Here is a 17677-nt window from a genome sequence, read left to right as displayed (position 1 = left end):
CGGTGAATGTAAATAAGGACGCGTTGCGATATGGCCACGAACACACAAACTCTCGATAGGACGACAGCAGTAAATTCTGGCGGGAACAGTTTGGTGCCTGCCTCAGGAAATATGCTTGCTACAATTCGGAATGTGACCCAGCAACCCAGCTTTCAGCGGGCCTTTCCGACTTTGATTGCTGTTTTGGCAATCGCAATTTGCCTGATTGTTTTTGCAATAATGCAAAAACCTGAACGCACGACGCTTTATGCATCTCTCCCTGAAGCCGAGAAGTCACGCATTGTCGACGCACTCACGAACGCCGGTGTGGATGTCACGCTTGACCCGACAACGGGGGAAGTGATGGTTCCTGCAGCGGATTATCACAGCTCGCGGATACAGCTGGCGGCACTCGGTCTTCCACAGTCTGTGCCGGACGGCTATGATACTTTGGGAAATATCCCGATGGGAACATCTCGCTCGGTCGAGACCATGCGTCTCAAGCAAGCGCAGGAAGTCGAGCTGGCGCGTTCCATCACTGAGATTTCTGCGGTGCGCTCGGCTCGGGTTCATTTGGCATTGCCTGAAAAATCTGTCTTTGTGCGCGAACAAATGCCGCCCACGGCGTCCGTGTTTTTGCAGTTGGACCGTGGACGCGCAATGGATGAGAACCAAGTGGCTGCAATCATCAACCTGGTAGCTGCTTCCGTTCCGAGCCTGGCAAAAGACAACGTCACTGTTGTTGATCAAAGTGGACGCCTCTTATCTAAGGCGCCTGATGATCCGTCTTCGATTTTGACAGACAACCAGCTGCAGTATCGTATGCGCCTAGAAAACATCTACCGCTCGCGCATCGAAAGCCTCGTCACACCCATTGTTGGGCCTGGCAACGCAACTGCGCGCGTGAACATCGATTTTGATTTTACGCGGCGTGAAGTGACTGAGGAAAGCGTCGATCCTGAGGGAAATGCGTTGCGTAGCGAGCAAAGCACATTGGATGTAACATCAAAAAGCGCAGCCATCGGAATCCCCGGTGCATTGTCCAACACGGCCCCCACCGAAGCGGAGCTGATTACCGATGGTTCGCAGGCTGCTGGCATGAGCGACAAAAACGGCGTGCAAAGTGAGTCCTCAAGCCAGGTTCGAAATTACGAAGTTAGCCGCAAGGTTCAGACCACCCAGCAGCCAACAAACACCATTGTCCGTATCAATGCGGCGTTGCTGGTGCGGGATCAAAAAGTCAAAGATCCGGAAACTGGTGAAATGGTTGTGCGGCCTGTTGATGCCAGTGTTCTTGCCGATATTGAGAACTTGGTGGCGAGTGCGATCGGTTTGCAAGCGGATCGCGGAGACGTTCTCACCGTTAAATCACAACCCTTCATCGAGGAACTGGAGGGGATTGAAGTTGATTGGTATGAGGCTGAGTGGGTTGAGGGTTTGGCCAAGCAGGTGGGCATGATTTTGATGCTTGCAGTGGTTTCCTTGGGCGTGATCCGGCCTCTGCTGAACCGCCTTCTGGTCCCTGCTGGAGGAGAGATGGTCGCGCGTGGCGGTCTTTCTGACGAAGATGCAGCGGCGCTTGAGTCCGTCGAAGTCAACGCCGGTGAAACCTTGGAGGATATCAAAGCGAAGCTGAAGCCTAAAAAGGCCAACATATCCATGGAAATGCTCGACACCGCCAATACCTATGATGACAAAGTTGCGATTATTCGGATGATCGTATCCGATGAAGCGGGGCGTGTTTCGAATGTATTCAAGCAGATGATGAAAAAGGAAATGGATGTTTTGGGTTAACCCTAAACTCTGATGAGGATTAATTATGTCTGATGCAACGGCCGTTCAAAACGAAGAAGAAAGCCTGTTTGATACCCTCACGGGGACACAAAAATCGGCAATATTGATGATGCTCTTGGGCGAGGATGAGGCAGCAGAGATATTGAAAAACCTGTCTCCGCGCGAAGTGCAGCATTTGGGCGGCGCGATGTATTCTGTTCAAGGCGTTGACCAGGACACCGTTAACTCTGTGTTGGACGAGTTTTTGGCAATCATCAAACAGCAAACCAGCCTTGGCTTGGGGGCGGGCAACTACATCCGCAACGTCCTTACCAAAGCACTTGGGGGAGATAAGGCTCAATCCGTCCTCAGCCGTATCACACCGGCCTCATCAGAACGCCCGATTGAAATTCTTGATTGGATGGACGCGCGCGCCATCGCTGAATTGATCATCGATGAGCACCCTCAAATTGTTGCGTTGATTGTCTCGTATCTTGATTACGGGCTCGCGGCCGACGTTTTGGGCCTTTTGCCGCCAGATCTTCAGCCAGAGGTGGTCCGTCGCATTGCGACGCTGGAAACGGTTCAGCCTGATGCTGTGCGTGAGCTGGAGCGTGTGATGCAGCAAAAGTTCCAAGCGAACACCACCTTGCGCGCATCGCAAATTGGCGGCGTGAAGGCAGCGGCCAAAATCATGAACTTCACGAAGACGGCCATGGAGCAGCGCATCATGAAGGACATCAAGAAAGATAGCAAAGATCTCATGCAGGCCATCCAGGACAATATGTTTGTCTTTGATAACCTTGTGATGTCTGACGACCGGTCTCTTCAGACATTGTTGCGCTCTATTGATACGGAAGCCTTGGTGCTTGCGCTCAAGGGGGCTGACGAAGGGCTGCGTGACAAGCTCTTTGGTTGTATGTCAACGCGGGCCGCTTCGAACATTAAGGATGAGATGGAGGCGCTTGGGCCTGTCCGCCTCACGGACGTTCAAGAAGCGCAAAAACAGATTATTTCGGTTGCTCGCAAGATGTCGGATGATGGGACGATTGTTCTTGCCGGCCGTGGCGGAGACGAAATGGTATGACCCAAGAGTTTGTGCCACATACGGGCTTCTTGCGCTCTGAGGATGTCGTTTCTGGCGTGCCTTTGAAACAGTCTGAGATAACGCAGTTCATCAACACCATGGATGCGGAGGTCTTCAAAAAAGATGAAGAGGCTTCTCGCCGTGAGAAAAGCCCCTTCCAGCCCAAGAGCTTGCTTGATTTGGCGCGTGAAGCAACAGCGCGCATGGCAGAAGAAGCCGCCCAAAAGGAACCCGCTCCTATAGTGGCACCGGAGCCGACTTCGCCGGAACCTGAAGCCGAAATTGCGGCCAGTTCGGAGGCTCCAGAACCAACAGATCTTGCGCCCGAACCGCCCTATGAGGACGCGCCAGAAGATGCGGTCGCGCAAGAGCCCGTGGCGATGCAAGCAGATGAAGAGCCTTTGGAGCAAGAACGCGAGTCACCTAGCTCGAGCGTCTCTGAGGCTGCTCTTCAGCAAGCTTATGAGGCGGGTCTCGCGGATGGGCAACAACAAGCCAGAGACGAAGTGGAGGCCATGATGGCACAAGCGCTTTCGCTCCTGGAGCAGACTGTTGGGGCTTTTGAAGCAAGCGCTCATAGCGCCAGTGAAACTTTGGCCCAGACGATTGAAGCAAGTGTGATCAGCTTGGCCACCGCTCGGGCTGGGGTTGAGATAGATGCGTTGCCCGAGCTGTTTCTGGCCCGTATTGAAACCTTGGCAGAGCGCGTTCATGCCTCGGTATCTCATCCGGTGGTGCGCCTTCATCCCAATGATCTACTGGTTCTGAAACCGATCTTGGAAGAGTCAGAAAACCTGTTGGGCTTGCGCCTTGTTCCAAACGCCGAGTTGCAGCGGGGAGATATTGACATTGCCCTGGAAGGCATACGCCTGACGGATGTCTTGCCACGAATTGAACCAAAAACGACGCGCGTGGAATATATTCCGCTTGTTTCAGCCGCCGAGATCGCTGAGCAGCCCGAGCCCCAAGAACAGATGCACGATTTGAGCTTGGCGGAGGAACCATCCGAGGAGGAAAACAACGTTGATAGCCTGTCCTCCGCCGAGCAGAATCTAGAGGCCGCCCCGGATTTGTCCAATATCAATGGTGATGACGAGCAATGAGCGCGAGCGTTATAGAGCCTTTACATGCATTGATCCGGCAAATGGGCAAGCCGCCTGTCTTGCAGGCCTCCGGGCATGTGACACGGTTTGATGGCCAGGTGATTGAGTGCGACGGATTTCCAGTGTCCGTCGGCTCGATTTGTCATGTTTATCTCCCCGATGGAGGCACTGTGGAAGCAGAAATCATCGGGTTTCGTGACGGAAGAAACCTCGCATTTCTCTATGATCAGAACGCGGATATTGAAGTGGGCGCGCGGGTCACTGTTGAAAATCCGGGAAGGAACATCGCTGTTGGAGAGGCGTTGCTTGGACGCGTGATTGATGCGCAAGGCAATCCGCTTGACGGTCGGGGGGCACTCACGCTGGATCAGGAGTGGCCCTTGCATGGCAAGCCAGTGAACCCGCTTGAGCGTCGTCCGATTTCCAAGCCATTGGATGTCGGTGTCCGCGCGGTGAACGCGTTGCTCAGCATTGGTCGTGGTCAAAGGGTTGGGATTGTCGCTGGCTCGGGTGTTGGGAAATCTGTTCTGTTGTCAATGATGACACGCTTTTCAACGGCGGATGTTATTGTCGTTGGCCTGATAGGGGAACGTGGGCGCGAAGTTGGCGACTTTGTCGAACGTTCCATGACTCTTGAGGCGCGACACAAAATTTGTGTTGTTGCCGTTCCAGCAGATCGGGCGGCACTCCTGCGCATTCGCGGAGCAAACAGAGCAACTGCGATTGCCGAATATTTCCGTGCGCAGGGCAAGGATGTGTTGTTGATTATGGACTCCTTGACACGCGTTGCTCACGCCAAACGAGAAGTTGGATTGGCACTGGGCGAGCAACCCACTGCCAAAGGTTATCCGCCATCTGTCATTTCGATGATCCCCAACCTTGTGGAACGGTCAGGAACAGGAACAAAAGGGGAGGGGGCAATTACCTCTATTTATACTGTTCTTGCCGATGGCGACGATACCACAAATGATCCGGTGGTTGATACGGCGCGGGCTATTCTGGATGGTCATATTGTTTTGTCACGCAAGCAAACCCAATTGGGAATTTACCCGGCAGTTGATCTTACCGCATCTGTCAGCCGTGTCATGAATGATATTGTTTCGAGCCCGCATCAGGCGGCGGCAGTGAAATTCAAAAGGTTGGTATCAGTATATATGGAAAACAGAGATTTGATGTTGATGGGAGGGTATGCGGCCGGTCAGGATCCCGAGCTCGATCTCGCAATAGCCCTTTGGCCTCAAATTACGGCGTTTATCAAGCAGCCTGCGCATGATGCGGCATCGTTTGATATGAGCGCACAAAGTTTGTTGGAACTCATAGCTGACTGATTATGTCCAAAAAATCGCGCCTTTATACTCTGATGATGAAAAAAGAGAAGCTCTTGTTGCGACAAAAGGCACATGCGCTCGACGGGCTTTTGACAGATCAAGCTAAGCTTGCAGAGTTAAATGAAAAACTGGCAAATTTGTTGACGGAAAACGAGCACAAGGCCGGCCCTCAAACAGTGCAAGCCTTGCGGTCGCGCGCGCATTACGGTCGTGAAATGGCGGAGCAAAAAGAGTTTGCCAAAAACCGTCTGGAATTCTTGGACATAGAAATAGTAACTGCGCAAACAAGACTTGCGCATTCCAAACAGCGAGAGCAATTATTGGGTGAAAAAGCCCATGCCGAACATCAAGACTTTATAAAAGAGGCAGAAAAAGTCGCCGAGCAATTGGCACCAACACGAAAAGTTTCTTTTTGAATTTTTGTTGGTTGGCATTTTTATTGCTAGATTAAGTTCGAATTTTGAAACCCAAGAAAGCTTGTTATGAACAGTGTTGGATCAGCGGCAGATATTGCGCTTCCCAAGGACGCGGGGCAAAAAACTGCATTTGAGGAAATGCCGCCTCTGAAATCCACACTTGGCGCGCCAAATGTCAGTGTTGCAAGAAATGTCGTTGCCTCACATCAAGATGGCGAAGCGAATGAGCAAAGCGATCATCAGAACACGTTTGAACAACTCTTGGCCCAAGGGCAAGAAGCCACCTTTGGTGAGGCGGACGCGTTAGACCTCACAGAGGCTTCTGAGATTGTTGATGTGAAATTAACACCAGCAGAACCGCTTGCCGCTGTTGTGCCTGCCGCTGAAACTGTGAGCTCGGGTGCTAAACGAGGTCTTGATCTTATTACGCCAGAAACTGGTCCGCTATTGCTGAGTGCTGATGATACTCCTCCAGTGCAGTTTCGCGATGACGCAGTGGGCGCAGGGCAGGGCGCACTCCTGGGATCGACTGATTCCAATAGTGAGAAAAGAACCGAGAAATTTGCGGTTGTAGATACTGCTTCAAGGCCCAAACTAGAGACCCTATCTGTTCAAAATTCTAAGGCGCTCGGCTTTGTGACGCCGGAGCAAGACGTGCTGGAGCACACGAATTCGGCACAAGCGTCAACATCCGCGCGGCTCGCTCCATCGCCCGCAAAGACGTTTTCTACCGCGACTGCTGAAGCTGCTCTCAGCAGTGCCATGCACAATGCGCATTCGCTCAAGGCAGACAACAGCACGCCCCCGCAAATGCCGACACCTGAACCCATTGGTACCAGTCTGCGACATGAAGCTTCCGTGGACAAGATAAGAGATAAGGTTGCGGGCGCTGTGCCGGCTGCACCGACCACTGAGCTTGAGGTCACCCCCTCAGAAGAGCAATCGCACGAAGCGCGTTTGGTCGCGCCGCTCGTGGCACCTCACTCAAAACTTGCGAGCAGCGACAAGGCTTCAGGCTCAAAGGTGCGTGCTGAGGAGACAATTCTTGCTGACGCCAAAGCCCCCCTGGTCAAGCTGGCAGATGCCGACGCCACAGACAATGCCAAGCCAGAACCGGCCCTGTCGCAATTTGCCCGCTACTTGGGCCAAGGGCCGCTTGGCCAGCCGGATCTTGCCAGTGCAGCCCCAGATATGACAGGCGCAAAGGACACCAACCATTCGTTGCCTTCGCCAGAGCTACAGCCAGAGCAACAGCCCGAGCGTTTTGTGCTCAAGCTGGCTTTTGAGGGCGAGGAAGTTTCGACCACGAATAGCGAGTCTGCGCCAGCTTCAGCCGTTCCAGCCAAGCCCGAGCTTGGGCAAATGGAACGCGGCGCGCCATCACAGGCGCAAAATCAACCTCTGGCGCAACTCCAAACGCAAGTGTTGAGAACAGCGATTGCATTGAATATGCGCGACGCCCAATGGGGGCAAAAACTGGTCGCGCATATTGAGAAGATGCACAGCGAGGGCGTGGCACGTTATGATTTTTCGCTACGGCCAAAAAACTTGGGAGATATGAGCGTGAGCCTGGAGTTTCGCGGAGATGATACACAAGTTCGCATCGTTACAGAAACCACCGCAGCTTCCCGCGTGTTGATTGGCGCTGAAGATAGATTGGCGCAAATGTTGGATGCGGCGGGCTTTCGTCTGAGCTCGATGTCAGCGTCGATGTCGGGATTTCATCATCCGCCGTCTGGGCAGGGGCAGCCACAAAATGGCAAGCAAAAACATAGCTCAAGCGTTTCTTCAGACAGAAGCTCTCAACGCGGTGGGGAAACCGCTGCGGCATCGGCGTTGCGTGGTGGAGATCACGCCGGCACCGTTAATCTTATTGCATAAATTTTAGGAGTCATTTCATGGCTGACCAAGAGACCGAAGAACCAAAGAAAAAAGGCGGACTTGTCAAGATTATTGGCTTCGTTGTAGGAGGGCTGCTGCTCGTGGGCGTAGGCCTGGGAGCCGGTTTCTTTTTGTTTGGTGGTTCTAACTTGTCGCCGAGTGATGAAATTGAGCAGATCATTGAACGTAAGCTCAAAGAGAGTGGGCAGCTTCCTGAAGAGGAGGAGGTTGTAGAAGACCCTGACGCCGAGCCGGAATTGAATAAGAAAGATGTCCCTGATGTGGACACATTTGTGACGACTTACTTCGAATTTGACGGCAACTTTACAACCAATTTGCGCAATTCACGGAAGTTTTTGCAGCTTGGTGTCGGCGTATCTACTCAATATGATGACAGTGTTATCGAGCATGTTCAAACGCATCAGCTCGCGTTGCGCTCGGAGGTGTTGGGCACAATTAGTGAATTCAGCGAAGAGGACATTCAAGGCAAGGCCGGGCGTGATTTGCTGGCGCAAAAAATGGTTGAGGCCATCAACGCGAGGCTGGAAATGCTCGAAGGTTTTGGTGGTATCGAGCATGTCCATTTCACCTCATTTGTGTTGCAGTAAAGGGCTGTTCAAAGATGGCGTCTTCCAAAAAACTTACCTCCGATGAAGTGAATGCACTGATAGACGGGCTTGGAGACCAGGCAGAAACGCTCTCGGTTGGAAGTGCTGGCGAACATGTTGAGGTGCGTGCCTTTTCCTTCGGGTCTGACGATCTGTCGCTTCTGGGCGACTATTATGCTCTTCGGATGATCAACGAGCGCTTCTGTCGTTTTGCACGCAGCGTCTTTTTGCCGATGTTGCGCATTCAACCGCGCATCTCGTCTTTTCCACCTGAAGTAAAAACTTTCGAGGAATACAGCTCGGATGCTGAAAGCTTCATGAGCTTGACCACAAGCCGTATGGAAGAGCTCCGTGGAAGCAGCCTGTTGGTTATGCCCCCGAATTTTATCTCGCTGTTGACGAATGCCTATTATGGCGGCACCGCCGTGCGCCCTCTGCGCAAGCCAACGGGCGAGTTCACCGCAACGGAACAGCGGGTGATCGAGATTGTGACAGAAGGGCTCATGAGCTCGATGCAGATGGCCTGGCGTGATTTGACGCCAGTATCTTTTTCGGTGCAAAGCCATGAAGAAAACATGCAGTTTGCGTCTTTTGTCGACAACAGCGAAACCGTGATTGTTTGCACGTTCCTCGTGCAGCTCCCGGGCAATGAGCCGGCTGCTTTTGACGTCGTGTACCCTTTGCAAACCCTTAAGCCGATCGCCTCTCTGTTAAGGTCGCGTGTTCAATCAGAGTTTGTTGATGATGACATGTCTTGGCGCCAAAAGCTTGAGCGGGCTATTTTGAACATCCCACTTGTGGTGACTGCTGAACTGGCGAAACCCAAGGTGTCCATGCGCAACTTGCTGACTCTGCAAAGTGGTGACACTTTTCCCATCCAGCTTTCCGATGGCATCAAGGTTTTGGTCGAGGGAAAGGATATTTTCATTGCTGAGCTCGGTCAACTTGGCCCACAAGCGGCGCTTCACTTGCGTGAACGCGTCAAAACCAACAAAGATAGCAATTAGAGGAAAGGCACCCCATGGTAGATGAGGCCTCAACAGCAGAAGAAAATGTAGAGCGCAAGCCAGAGCGCGACGGCAGCGAAAACCTGCGTGTGCTTGAAAACATTGAAGTCCAAATGACCGTCGAGGTCGGCCGGTCTGAAATCACCATTCGTGACCTACTGCGCTTGAGCGAGGGGTCGATCATGGAGCTTGACCGGCTTGCCGGAGATCCGCTTGATATTTTGATCAACGGCACCATGATCGCAAAGGGCGAGGTGGTTATGGTCGGCGAGCGGTTTGGAATACGGTTCGGCGAGATTGTTGAACCAGAGAAACGCGTTGAAAGCCTTTAACCTCTGCGCCGTCAAATTCCCGTCAGTGGGGATAGTGATTTTCGCCCATATACACTGATTTAACTCAATTTTTCCGTATCCCGAAAGGTTGGCACGCAACTTGCTTTGTTAACGCTGTGAACCAGCAAGGTGCAACATGGTCGATATTCAACCCTTTCAGATCATTATCGTGATTTGTTTTCTCGCAGCCCTTCTGGCTGTGCAAATCTTTGTCAAACGGTTCGGTCGGCATGGGAGCCTTAAGCTCTCCGGCCAGCCGATCCAGATCGTGCAGTCTTTGAGCCTCGGCCAAAAAGAGCGCCTCATGCTCGTGCGGGTGAGGGAGGTTGATATTCTTGTTGGCCAGGCCAAGCAGGGGGCCATCACGCTTTTGCCACTGCCAGATTCTTCGGTTTCGCAGGAGAGCAAAGATGCGTGAGATACATTTCATTGCTGGGTTCTGTTCAGTCGCTTTGATCGCGAGCGCTGCGCCCGCAGTTGCACAGGGGTTTGACGTGTCTGGCTTGCCGGCTCTGTCGTCTGCGCAGGGGGAAGACGGCGCGACGACTTACTCACTGTCGTTGCAAATTTTGGCGCTGATGACTGCGTTGACCCTCTTGCCATCTCTGGTGCTGGGGATGTCTTCTTTCACCCGAATAATCATTGTGTTGTCAATTTTGCGTCAAGCGTTGGGCACCCAGCAAACGCCGCCCAATCAGGTTTTGATCGCGATCGCGCTTTTTCTGTCGCTGTTCATTATGCAGCCCACTTTGACGCAAATTTATGACTCTGCCCTGTCGCCATTTCTGTCTGAGACGATCTCAGCAGATGCGGCGATAGCGGAAGCTTCGAGGGTTATGAAAGACTTTATGGTGGCCAACACCCGGCGTGATACGCTTTTGATGTTTTCGGATATGGTGGGCGCAACGGCCTATGAGAGCAACGCGGATATCCCGTTTTCAACATTGTTGCCCGCGTTCATCACCTCGGAATTGAAGACAGCATTTCAAATTGGCTTTTTGATTTTCCTACCCTTTTTGGTGGTTGATATGGTGATTGCTTCCATCCTGATGTCTTTGGGGATGATGATGCTGTCGCCTATGCTGGTTTCCCTGCCTTTCAAGCTCTTGTTGTTTGTTCTGGTCGATGGCTGGGCGATGACAGTGGGCTCACTTGCCGCAACCTTTAGCACCCCTTGAGGCACCATGGAATTTGACAATAATATAGAATACCTACGCCTCGCTTTCTGGCAGATCATTATGGCATCAGGCCCGATTTTGGGAGTGGCGCTGGCGATTGGTTTGTTGGTTGGTATTTTGCAAGCGGCCACATCAATCAACGAAATGACCTTGAGCTTTGTGCCCAAGCTGATCCTTGTGCTGATGACGATTGCTTTGTTATCGACATTTATGATGACCCAGCTGAGTGATTACTTTGCTTTCATCTTTGAAGAAATTGCCGCTGTCGGCCGATGAATGCGCTTAACGCCATATCACTTGGCGGGTTGCCGGGCGTCCCCCTTCAAGGTCTGCTTGATTTGCTCTTGCAGTTGTTAGTGGTCACCTTACGGGTCGGGGCGTTTCTTATTTCATCACCCTTTTTTGGCTCAGGGATGGTGCCCTTGCAGATCAGGATCGTGTTTTCGTTTGGTTTGGGGCTCTTTGTTTTTTCGCAGATTGAGCCGCCGGTTCCGGAGGTTTTGACTTCGTTTTATGTAATTCCCCTGGTGATCCAGGAGTTGGCAATCGGTCTCAGCGTCGGGTTGACGCTGACAATCCTTTTTGCGGCTGTTGGCCTGGCGGGCGAGAAAATCGCCGCAACTTCGGGGCTGTCCTTTGCGATGCAGGTCGATCCATCTGGTGGCGGCCAATCTCCGGTGATCAGCCAGATGTTGACACTTTTCTTGCTCGTTATTTTCTTTTCACTCAATGGTCACATGCTCATCCTCGCACTCGTGATTGAAAGCTATAACACAGTGCCGATAGGGCGTGCCGTGGTGTTCCCCGTAATGATCCAAACCGGAATTGATGCCGGCGGTTTGATGTTTGCATTTGCGGCCAGCATCATGCTGCCTATTGTTGCTGTTTTGTTCATCATCAATTTGGCAATTGGCGTCATCACCAAGTCAGCACCACAGCTGAACCTGTTTTCATTTGGCTTTCCGATTACAATCTTGAGTGTTTTTGTTCTGCTCATTTTATCCGTGACGCCGATTGCATGGTCTTTTTCAGACTTGCTGAATGATGCATTCAATGTCCTGCAAACCATGATTGGGGGTATGCCTGATGGCTGAAGGTGGTGACGAGAGCCAGGAAAAGACAGAGGACCCCTCCCAGAAACGGCTTGAGAAAGCGGCAGAAGATGGGGAGGTCTTATCTTCAAAAGAGATGTTCGTTTTTTCGACCATGGCCATGGGTATTGCGATGCTTTACGCATTTTCGCTCTATATCCCCTCGCAAATCGGCCATTGGATGGCGTTTTTTCAGTTTGGATCTTTGGACCAAATGGATAGCCAAGTTCTGATCCGCTTGGGGGATGCACTTTGGATATTCCTTGTGCTGTCTGCCATTATCGGTTTGCCAATGCTGGTTGCTGTATTGGCAACTCAGGGAGCCGTGGGGGGAGGGCTCAACTTCACGGCCAAGGCGCTGGCCTTCAAGGGCAATCGCATCAACCCACTGAGTGGCTTCAAGCGCATGTTTTCTGTCAAAGGTCTGGTTGAGTTGGCTAAGGCGATTGCAAAGGTGACACTGTTGGGGGCGGCTTTTGCAGGCGTGATCGCTGCGTTATTGCCCACAGTCTTGCGCTTGACGAGCACAGGGTTGGTGCCAGCCCTTCATGAGGTGTTCTGGGGAACCCTGTTTGCCTTGGCGGCGGCGCTCGTTGTCTTGGGCTTAATAGCAGGCCTCGATCTCGCCTATTCATGGCATGCGCATATGCAAAAGCTCAGGATGAGCCGGCAAGACCTCAAGGATGAACACAAACAGCAAGAAGGCTCGCCGGAAGTAAAATCACGCATTCGCCGCCTTCAATATGAGGCCAGCCGCAAAGCTTCAGAGCAAAATGCCGCATTGGAAAATGTTTCCGATGCAACGGCAATCATTACCAACCCGACGCATTTTGCTGTGGCGCTAAAATATGTGCCCGGCGAAATGCGCGCGCCAGTTATCTTAGCAATGGGACGTGGAAAGATGGCAGAACGGATTATTGAAAAGGGTGCTGAGCATGATGTGACGGTCTTCCGCAGCCCTCTGTTGGCACGGGCGCTCTATTTCACTGGCGATATAGGCCAGGAAATTACCGATGGGGTTTACACTGCGGTTGCGGCTGTCTTGGCTTATGTTTTCCGCTTGGACCGGGGTGAAAATCCGGAGGAGCCTTGGGTGGATATTCCTGATGAACTGCAGTTTGACGAACACGGCAAAGCCCTGAACGGAGAGATCTAGAATGGCTGGAAAACGCACCCGCAGTATGGGCGAAATGATTTCGACAGTTTGCTTCTTTGGCATGTCTGCATGGATATTGCTGGAAGCGCTCGCACTCCTTGGTCAAGTGCCAAAGATCCAAGTCTGGGGGCTTTTTTGCGCGTCTTTCATGTGCTTCTTGGGTGGTCTGCGTTTTGTAATAGCAGACGTTGCCGAGGCGGGGCGGAGGAGGTTTTCAAAATGAAAGAGAAAACACGCCATATCGCCTGTGGACGATGTGAACACTACTTTGTGACCTTTGAAGCGGCCCGTCCGCACGGCTGCAAGGTTTTCGGCTTCAAATCGAGCCAACCACCCAGTTTTGAAGTTTTTGCGGCAACTGGCATGAATTGTGCTCAGTTCAAAGACAAGTTTCAGCGCCGACCCCGCGCAACACCAAACACTGTGAGGAGATAGGCATGAGCACGCAAGCCAAAGCTGTTGAAGACAGTATCAAAATTGCACTGGACGCTGCGGACGCGGCCACGGATGCGACGAATGAATTTGCCCGTATTAACCAAGAATATGCTGCCGTGGAGGGCGAGGTGAAAAAGATATACAAAAATGCGACTATTGTTTTTGTAAGCTCGGCGGTGGCAAGCCTGGTCGCAGTCGTCGTAGCTTCAATGATGTATTACCGCACATTGGAGGCCATGGAGACCAGCAGCAGCACGTCGTTGGAGGCGCTGGTTATATTTGCAGAAAACGTCGATAAGCTGGCTATGAGCACGTCCTCTCTGGACAAAGCCATCGAGCAACAACTGAGCTTGGCCAAAACGGCTGAGGAAACAACGCTCATGCTTGGGCGCCTTGAAGAAAAGCAACTTGAGGTGCAGAGCGAGACGAGCGAAGGCCTGACCCAAATTGCAGAAACAACCAATGCGGCAGTTTCACAATTCAGTTCGGCGATGCTCGAAAAGTTTGAGACAGACCTGAGTGCGCAGTCAGAGACCATTTTGGCCTCTCTGAGCGAGCTGCAAACGGCGCAAAGCGATCTGTCAGAAATCTTGTCAACAATGGCTGGAGATGCTTCCGGCGGCGGCGAAGTCTCTCGTGAGTTGAGCGCCAAGATAGAAGGTATCCTTCTGTTGCAAAAAGAAATCTCAGCCAAGATCACAGCGGCGAACAGCCCGCCACCAAAATCGCGCAAAAAGCCGGTCGCCGTGAAGAAGGCTCCGAAGCCGAAAGCAGATGACCCGATCACCTATCCCTGACGAAAAGCGCGCAGCCAGATAATTGCACATCTGTGCACGCGGTATTGAGGTTTGACGATGGACGAAAACAATACGCAAGAGACAGCAGCAGATGGCTTGCCTCCGATGCAGATGCTCAAACTCCAGAAATCCGGTATGAGCGCTTTGGGCGTGTCTTTCAGGCTGAGAGAGGGAGATATTCTGGCTGCCATTGATGGAGAGCCGTTCTTGGGTGATGAAGAGACGCTTAAGGCGGCCTTTGAAGATTATGACCCCAACGAGCCAGATATCGCATGGTTGCTTACGTTTTGGCGCGATGGAGTTTTCTTCAATCTCTGCTTTGAGACACCTTTTCGGGCCCGGTTTGATTTTGCGACGCCCGAGGAAGCGCTTGAAGTTGCGCAAGAGTTCAAGAAGCTGCATTTTGACCGCATTGAAACCTACCAGAACTACGAAGTTTTCCGCGATATTCGGTTGAATGCCGCTTTGCATGAGACACGCCCTGACGGCCTGGCGACCATTGCGCCGCTTCTCTGGATGCTCAATCATCGCCTATATTATCCGATGATTGCTGTCAGCATAGTCTATGCAATCACGGCTCTAACCCATATCGCACTTTTTGTTTTGGCCTATATTCTGACAAGTCTCTATGTGAAGCGTGCTCAGATAAACCTGTTGCGCTCTTATCATTTGTTTGAAGACAAACTTTATTGGCTGACCGTTGCAGCAACCTCTGAAAGCGAGGCACGCAAGGTTTGCCGCCAGATTTCTCCGGATGTTCGCTTTGCATTTGAGCAGGAGCAAAAAGAGGTCAGGCCCAACAGGCTCGAGCGCAAACGTCTGCGTGAACAACAAACACAGGCCTAACTTAACGCGTTTTTCCTGGAAAGGGCTAAAGTATTCGCACTGGGTGCCGTTCTCTCATACATGGGGGAGCCTATGCGATCAGAATTTATAGACGAGCTGTCTTTGGCCGAGTTGCCACGCCAAAAGGTAAGTGCGCGCACGACCTTGAACCTCACAGGTTTGCCCACAGATCGTATGGTTTGGTTGCAACAAGGGTTGGCAAGGGGCAGTGACGGGGTTGCCTATGAGGGTGGCCAGGTTTTGAACCTGCGCGAGTTTCTTGCTTTATCGCACTATCAGAGCGAAGTGCGCACCCAAGCGCCCTGTATCCTTATTCATATTCCCCGCGGGCTTTTTCGCGACAGCCTTTGTGAGGAGAATCCGCTCACCTGGACCCTCGCGCGATCAATCGCTGTTGAATGTCTCTCGCAAAATCGTGTGGCGTGAATGTCCATGGCAAGTTTACACCGCCCCCATGCCCTTGGTCATGGGCAAGCTGTTCACCTCTTCCATTCGGAGGTGCTTTTTGTGCAGGGTATGCCTGTGACATCCATTTTTTTGGTTGTGAGAGGCACTTTGCTCAATTTTTCGGCCGATGGAGCCCAGCTTAAGCGCTGGGTTGGACCACAGCAGATTGTCGGGATCAATGATGCGCTGGTGGGCGGCACTTGGCAAAGTCTCGGGATTGCACATGGTCCGCTTGATATGGTGGCTTTCAGCTTTGAAAGCCTTCAAGCAGCTCTCGGAAAGATACCCAGTGGGCACCGCGCATTGCTCAACGAATTGATCGGTGCACCGGTTGTGCAACAAAGCTGAAGCAGGCTTATGTGAGCCCGACCATGGCCGCTTGCCGACGCCGCCGGAAAGAGGAGGGGATACTTTGCATGTCGCGGTATTTTGCAACTGTGCGCCGCGCAAGCTTCACACCCTCTTTGGCCATAAAGTCTACAATCTGGTCGTCACTATAGGGCTTTGAAGCGGGTTCTGTTTCGATCAGCTTCTTGATCTTGTATTTGATCGCAGACGCGGCTTCCAAGCCATCTGCATCGCCACTTTGCAGTCCAACGCTGAACATGGCCTTTAGACGGAAACTGCCCTGGGGTGTAGACATCATCAAACCCGATGTCACCCGGCTGACCGTGCTCTCATGCACATCAATGGCCTCTGCGACATCTCTTAAAACAAGCGGTTTGAGCGCGCCAATGCCCTTATCCAGAAAGGCCTGCTGGCGGCGCACAATCTCGGCTCCGATCGCCAATGTGGTTGAATTTCTCTGCTCGATAGCGCGGTGCAGCCATTTGGCATCGGCGACGCGCTCACTCATGAACTTTTTGTCATCCTCTTTTGAAACCGATTTGAGAGCCTCTTTTGCAAAGCCGCGCTTTACACGCACACTTGGCATTGTGCTGCGGTTGAGGTCTACTTTCCAACCATCCGGGGTTTGCGTCACAATCAGGTCGGGTGCGCGCACAGGCTCGGAGACCTGCTCAAAGAGGCTGCCCGGCTTCGGATTAAAGCTGCGCAGAAGTGTGATCATGCTGCGTAGTTTTTCAGAAGAGACACGGCAGGCTTTCTTAAGGGCCTTGATATCGCCGTTGGCAAGGCTTTCGAGGTTGTTCAGCAAGCGCTCGAACTCTTCGCTGTCCTTCCCCTGCGCTTTGGCTTGCAACCACAAACACTCGCGCAGCGAACGGGCAAACAGGCCCGCTGGTTCAAGCAAATGTAGCTTGTCCAAAACGCGTTCAACTTCCTGCTCTTCAACCCGCAGCATAGTGGCAAGCTCTGCGAGACTTTGCCCCAACCAGCCTGAGGGCTCAATGGCTTCCGCCATGGCATATCCGATCATGCGCTCTCTTGGAGCGCTCAAAAGCCTGTCGATCTCGGCGCAGACATGGGCATAAAGAGATGGCTGAGCTTGGGCAACAGACGAGGCAATCATGTCCCAATCCTGAACCGCCGCACCCGAACTGTTCGATTGACCCAAATCCAGCATACTGGACTCGAAGGTGTTTTCCATGGCTTCCGAGGTGATCGGCGTGTCAGCCACTGTTTCGCCGTTTGGAATTTCCACGGGCTGAACCGTGCGCGCGTCGGGGTCTTGCTCAGCGGCTGAGGGGGCGGTCTCATGCAAAGTTGGCGCTGTCACGTCAAGAAAGGGATTTTCGATAGATTGTTCTTCTAGAAACTGCCCCAGCTCGAAATTGTTCATCTGTAATAGCTTGATCGCTTGCTGCAATTGAGCGGTGATTACGATTGACTGTTTTTGACTGATTGTTTGTGACGCTGAAAACTTCATATCCAATCCTCCTAACAAATGGTTAACGCAGATGGAGGGATCGGGAAAAGAATTGAATTTGACACTCATTTTGCTGGTTTTTTGACAGGTCGCGCTCTGAGGCCTGATTTACAAGGCGCTTCTAGCGCTCCTGGGAAGTGTCAATTTTTTGATCAACTGGCTTTGGAGAAATAATCTGTCTCTTGCCGCAATTTTGGTCCGGCTTTTGCTGAGAACCCCGCCGGTTTTTGTGGGTGCAAAGAAAAAACTAAACAATTCTCAATTCTGTCGTTTCCCTATTCAGGAGCCAGACTGCAATTGCCGAAAAAGGTTATCGGAGGCCGTCGCAAATGTTGCTCTTGGCAAAAACCTAAGGGAGTCCTGAGATGACTGTTATCAATACAAA

20 protein-coding genes are annotated in these 17677 nt (G+C 52.2%); 19 read left to right on the top strand and 1 reads right to left on the bottom strand.

Going from position 1 to position 17677, the window contains the following annotated elements:
• Positions 1-30: 30 nt before the first annotated feature.
• The 19 genes from fliF (at position 31) to Q0478_RS03205 (ending at position 15812) form a co-directional block, all read left to right on the top strand.
• A complete protein-coding gene (gene fliF, locus Q0478_RS03295; RefSeq protein WP_298676186.1) occupies positions 31-1773 on the top strand; it encodes a flagellar basal-body MS-ring/collar protein FliF in 1743 nt (580 codons plus the stop codon).
• 25 nt (positions 1774-1798) lie between these two features.
• Entirely contained in the window at positions 1799-2839 is a 1041-nt protein-coding gene (gene fliG, locus Q0478_RS03290) for a flagellar motor switch protein FliG (RefSeq protein WP_298676184.1), read from the top strand.
• A complete protein-coding gene (locus Q0478_RS03285; RefSeq protein WP_298676182.1) occupies positions 2836-3942 on the top strand; it encodes a FliH/SctL family protein in 1107 nt (368 codons plus the stop codon). The genes fliG and Q0478_RS03285 overlap by 4 nt, the downstream gene beginning before the upstream one ends.
• Positions 3939-5270 (top strand): FliI/YscN family ATPase, encoded by a 1332-nt coding sequence (locus tag Q0478_RS03280; RefSeq protein WP_298676180.1) that lies wholly within the window; start codon positions 3939-3941, stop codon positions 5268-5270. The genes Q0478_RS03285 and Q0478_RS03280 overlap by 4 nt, the downstream gene beginning before the upstream one ends.
• A gap of 2 nt (positions 5271-5272) precedes the next feature.
• The gene (locus Q0478_RS03275; RefSeq protein WP_298676179.1) at positions 5273-5686 is read left to right on the top strand and encodes a hypothetical protein; all 414 of its coding nucleotides are present in this window, start codon (positions 5273-5275) and stop codon (positions 5684-5686) included.
• Positions 5687-5752: 66 nt separating this feature from the next.
• Positions 5753-7567 carry a flagellar hook-length control protein FliK gene (locus Q0478_RS03270; RefSeq protein ID WP_298676177.1) on the top strand — a complete coding sequence of 605 codons (1815 nt, stop codon included), beginning with the start codon at positions 5753-5755 and terminating at the stop codon, positions 7565-7567.
• Positions 7568-7584: 17 nt separating this feature from the next.
• Positions 7585-8175 carry a flagellar basal body-associated protein FliL gene (locus tag Q0478_RS03265; protein ID WP_298676176.1) on the top strand — a complete coding sequence of 197 codons (591 nt, stop codon included), beginning with the start codon at positions 7585-7587 and terminating at the stop codon, positions 8173-8175.
• 14 nt (positions 8176-8189) lie between these two features.
• Positions 8190-9182: a flagellar motor switch protein FliM gene (fliM, locus tag Q0478_RS03260; protein WP_298676174.1), complete on the top strand. Its 993-nt coding sequence runs from the start codon at positions 8190-8192 to the stop codon at positions 9180-9182.
• A 14-nt stretch (positions 9183-9196) separates the two neighbouring features.
• The gene (fliN, locus tag Q0478_RS03255) at positions 9197-9514 is read left to right on the top strand and encodes a flagellar motor switch protein FliN (RefSeq protein WP_298676172.1); all 318 of its coding nucleotides are present in this window, start codon (positions 9197-9199) and stop codon (positions 9512-9514) included.
• A gap of 136 nt (positions 9515-9650) precedes the next feature.
• Positions 9651-9932 carry a flagellar biosynthetic protein FliO gene (locus Q0478_RS03250; protein ID WP_298676171.1) on the top strand — a complete coding sequence of 94 codons (282 nt, stop codon included), beginning with the start codon at positions 9651-9653 and terminating at the stop codon, positions 9930-9932.
• Positions 9925-10692, top strand: coding sequence for a flagellar type III secretion system pore protein FliP (gene fliP, locus Q0478_RS03245; protein ID WP_298676169.1), 768 nt, complete (start codon positions 9925-9927; stop codon positions 10690-10692). Before Q0478_RS03250 ends, fliP begins: the two co-directional genes overlap by 8 nt.
• 6 nt (positions 10693-10698) lie before the next feature.
• On the top strand, positions 10699-10968 hold the full coding sequence (fliQ, locus tag Q0478_RS03240; protein ID WP_298676167.1) for a flagellar biosynthesis protein FliQ: 270 nt from the start codon (positions 10699-10701) through the stop codon (positions 10966-10968).
• Positions 10965-11786: a flagellar biosynthetic protein FliR gene (fliR, locus tag Q0478_RS03235; protein WP_298676165.1), complete on the top strand. Its 822-nt coding sequence runs from the start codon at positions 10965-10967 to the stop codon at positions 11784-11786. The genes fliQ and fliR overlap by 4 nt, the downstream gene beginning before the upstream one ends.
• Positions 11779-12939, top strand: coding sequence for an EscU/YscU/HrcU family type III secretion system export apparatus switch protein (locus Q0478_RS03230; protein ID WP_298676163.1), 1161 nt, complete (start codon positions 11779-11781; stop codon positions 12937-12939). Before fliR ends, Q0478_RS03230 begins: the two co-directional genes overlap by 8 nt.
• 1 nt (position 12940) lies before the next feature.
• Positions 12941-13162, top strand: a complete 222-nt coding sequence (locus tag Q0478_RS03225) for a hypothetical protein (RefSeq protein ID WP_298676161.1) — start codon at positions 12941-12943, stop codon at positions 13160-13162.
• Between the two features lie 214 nt (positions 13163-13376).
• Entirely contained in the window at positions 13377-14171 is a 795-nt protein-coding gene (locus Q0478_RS03220) for a hypothetical protein (RefSeq protein WP_298676159.1), read from the top strand.
• Positions 14172-14228: 57 nt separating this feature from the next.
• Positions 14229-15017 carry a hypothetical protein gene (locus Q0478_RS03215; RefSeq protein ID WP_298676157.1) on the top strand — a complete coding sequence of 263 codons (789 nt, stop codon included), beginning with the start codon at positions 14229-14231 and terminating at the stop codon, positions 15015-15017.
• A gap of 72 nt (positions 15018-15089) precedes the next feature.
• Positions 15090-15443: a hypothetical protein gene (locus Q0478_RS03210; RefSeq protein ID WP_298676156.1), complete on the top strand. Its 354-nt coding sequence runs from the start codon at positions 15090-15092 to the stop codon at positions 15441-15443.
• A 96-nt stretch (positions 15444-15539) separates the two neighbouring features.
• Positions 15540-15812: a hypothetical protein gene (locus Q0478_RS03205; RefSeq protein ID WP_298676155.1), complete on the top strand. Its 273-nt coding sequence runs from the start codon at positions 15540-15542 to the stop codon at positions 15810-15812.
• Between the two features lie 7 nt (positions 15813-15819).
• Here Q0478_RS03205 and rpoN read toward each other — a convergent pair whose 3' ends face one another.
• Positions 15820-17292, bottom strand: coding sequence for an RNA polymerase factor sigma-54 (rpoN, locus tag Q0478_RS03200; protein WP_298676154.1), 1473 nt, complete (start codon positions 17290-17292; stop codon positions 15820-15822).
• Positions 17293-17677: the final 385 nt, after the last annotated feature.

This window comes from uncultured Lentibacter sp., from assembly GCF_937123735.1.
In the GTDB taxonomy this organism is placed as follows: domain Bacteria; phylum Pseudomonadota; class Alphaproteobacteria; order Rhodobacterales; family Rhodobacteraceae; genus Lentibacter.
Note: the sequence above shows the minus strand (reverse complement) of the source record. Positions and strands in the feature narration are given on the sequence as shown.

What these genes read in the sequence shown, in the direction of transcription:
- fliF (WP_298676186.1), top strand. Translation starts at nt 31, where the DNA reads ATGGCCACGAACACACAAACTCTCGATAGGACGACAGCAGTAAATTCT.
- fliM (WP_298676174.1), top strand. Translation starts at nt 8,190, where the DNA reads ATGGCGTCTTCCAAAAAACTTACCTCCGATGAAGTGAATGCACTGATA.
- Q0478_RS03220 (WP_298676159.1), top strand. Translation starts at nt 13,377, where the DNA reads ATGAGCACGCAAGCCAAAGCTGTTGAAGACAGTATCAAAATTGCACTG.
- fliP (WP_298676169.1), top strand. Translation starts at nt 9,925, where the DNA reads ATGCGTGAGATACATTTCATTGCTGGGTTCTGTTCAGTCGCTTTGATC.
- fliR (WP_298676165.1), top strand. Translation starts at nt 10,965, where the DNA reads ATGAATGCGCTTAACGCCATATCACTTGGCGGGTTGCCGGGCGTCCCC.
- Q0478_RS03215 (WP_298676157.1), top strand. Translation starts at nt 14,229, where the DNA reads ATGGACGAAAACAATACGCAAGAGACAGCAGCAGATGGCTTGCCTCCG.
- fliN (WP_298676172.1), top strand. Translation starts at nt 9,197, where the DNA reads ATGGTAGATGAGGCCTCAACAGCAGAAGAAAATGTAGAGCGCAAGCCA.
- Q0478_RS03225 (WP_298676161.1), top strand. Translation starts at nt 12,941, where the DNA reads ATGGCTGGAAAACGCACCCGCAGTATGGGCGAAATGATTTCGACAGTT.
- Q0478_RS03280 (WP_298676180.1), top strand. Translation starts at nt 3,939, where the DNA reads ATGAGCGCGAGCGTTATAGAGCCTTTACATGCATTGATCCGGCAAATG.
- Q0478_RS03265 (WP_298676176.1), top strand. Translation starts at nt 7,585, where the DNA reads ATGGCTGACCAAGAGACCGAAGAACCAAAGAAAAAAGGCGGACTTGTC.
- Q0478_RS03275 (WP_298676179.1), top strand. Translation starts at nt 5,273, where the DNA reads ATGTCCAAAAAATCGCGCCTTTATACTCTGATGATGAAAAAAGAGAAG.
- fliG (WP_298676184.1), top strand. Translation starts at nt 1,799, where the DNA reads ATGTCTGATGCAACGGCCGTTCAAAACGAAGAAGAAAGCCTGTTTGAT.
- Q0478_RS03230 (WP_298676163.1), top strand. Translation starts at nt 11,779, where the DNA reads ATGGCTGAAGGTGGTGACGAGAGCCAGGAAAAGACAGAGGACCCCTCC.
- fliQ (WP_298676167.1), top strand. Translation starts at nt 10,699, where the DNA reads ATGGAATTTGACAATAATATAGAATACCTACGCCTCGCTTTCTGGCAG.
- rpoN (WP_298676154.1), bottom strand. Translation starts at nt 17,292, where the DNA reads ATGAAGTTTTCAGCGTCACAAACAATCAGTCAAAAACAGTCAATCGTA.
- Q0478_RS03210 (WP_298676156.1), top strand. Translation starts at nt 15,090, where the DNA reads ATGCGATCAGAATTTATAGACGAGCTGTCTTTGGCCGAGTTGCCACGC.
- Q0478_RS03250 (WP_298676171.1), top strand. Translation starts at nt 9,651, where the DNA reads ATGGTCGATATTCAACCCTTTCAGATCATTATCGTGATTTGTTTTCTC.
- Q0478_RS03270 (WP_298676177.1), top strand. Translation starts at nt 5,753, where the DNA reads ATGAACAGTGTTGGATCAGCGGCAGATATTGCGCTTCCCAAGGACGCG.
- Q0478_RS03285 (WP_298676182.1), top strand. Translation starts at nt 2,836, where the DNA reads ATGACCCAAGAGTTTGTGCCACATACGGGCTTCTTGCGCTCTGAGGAT.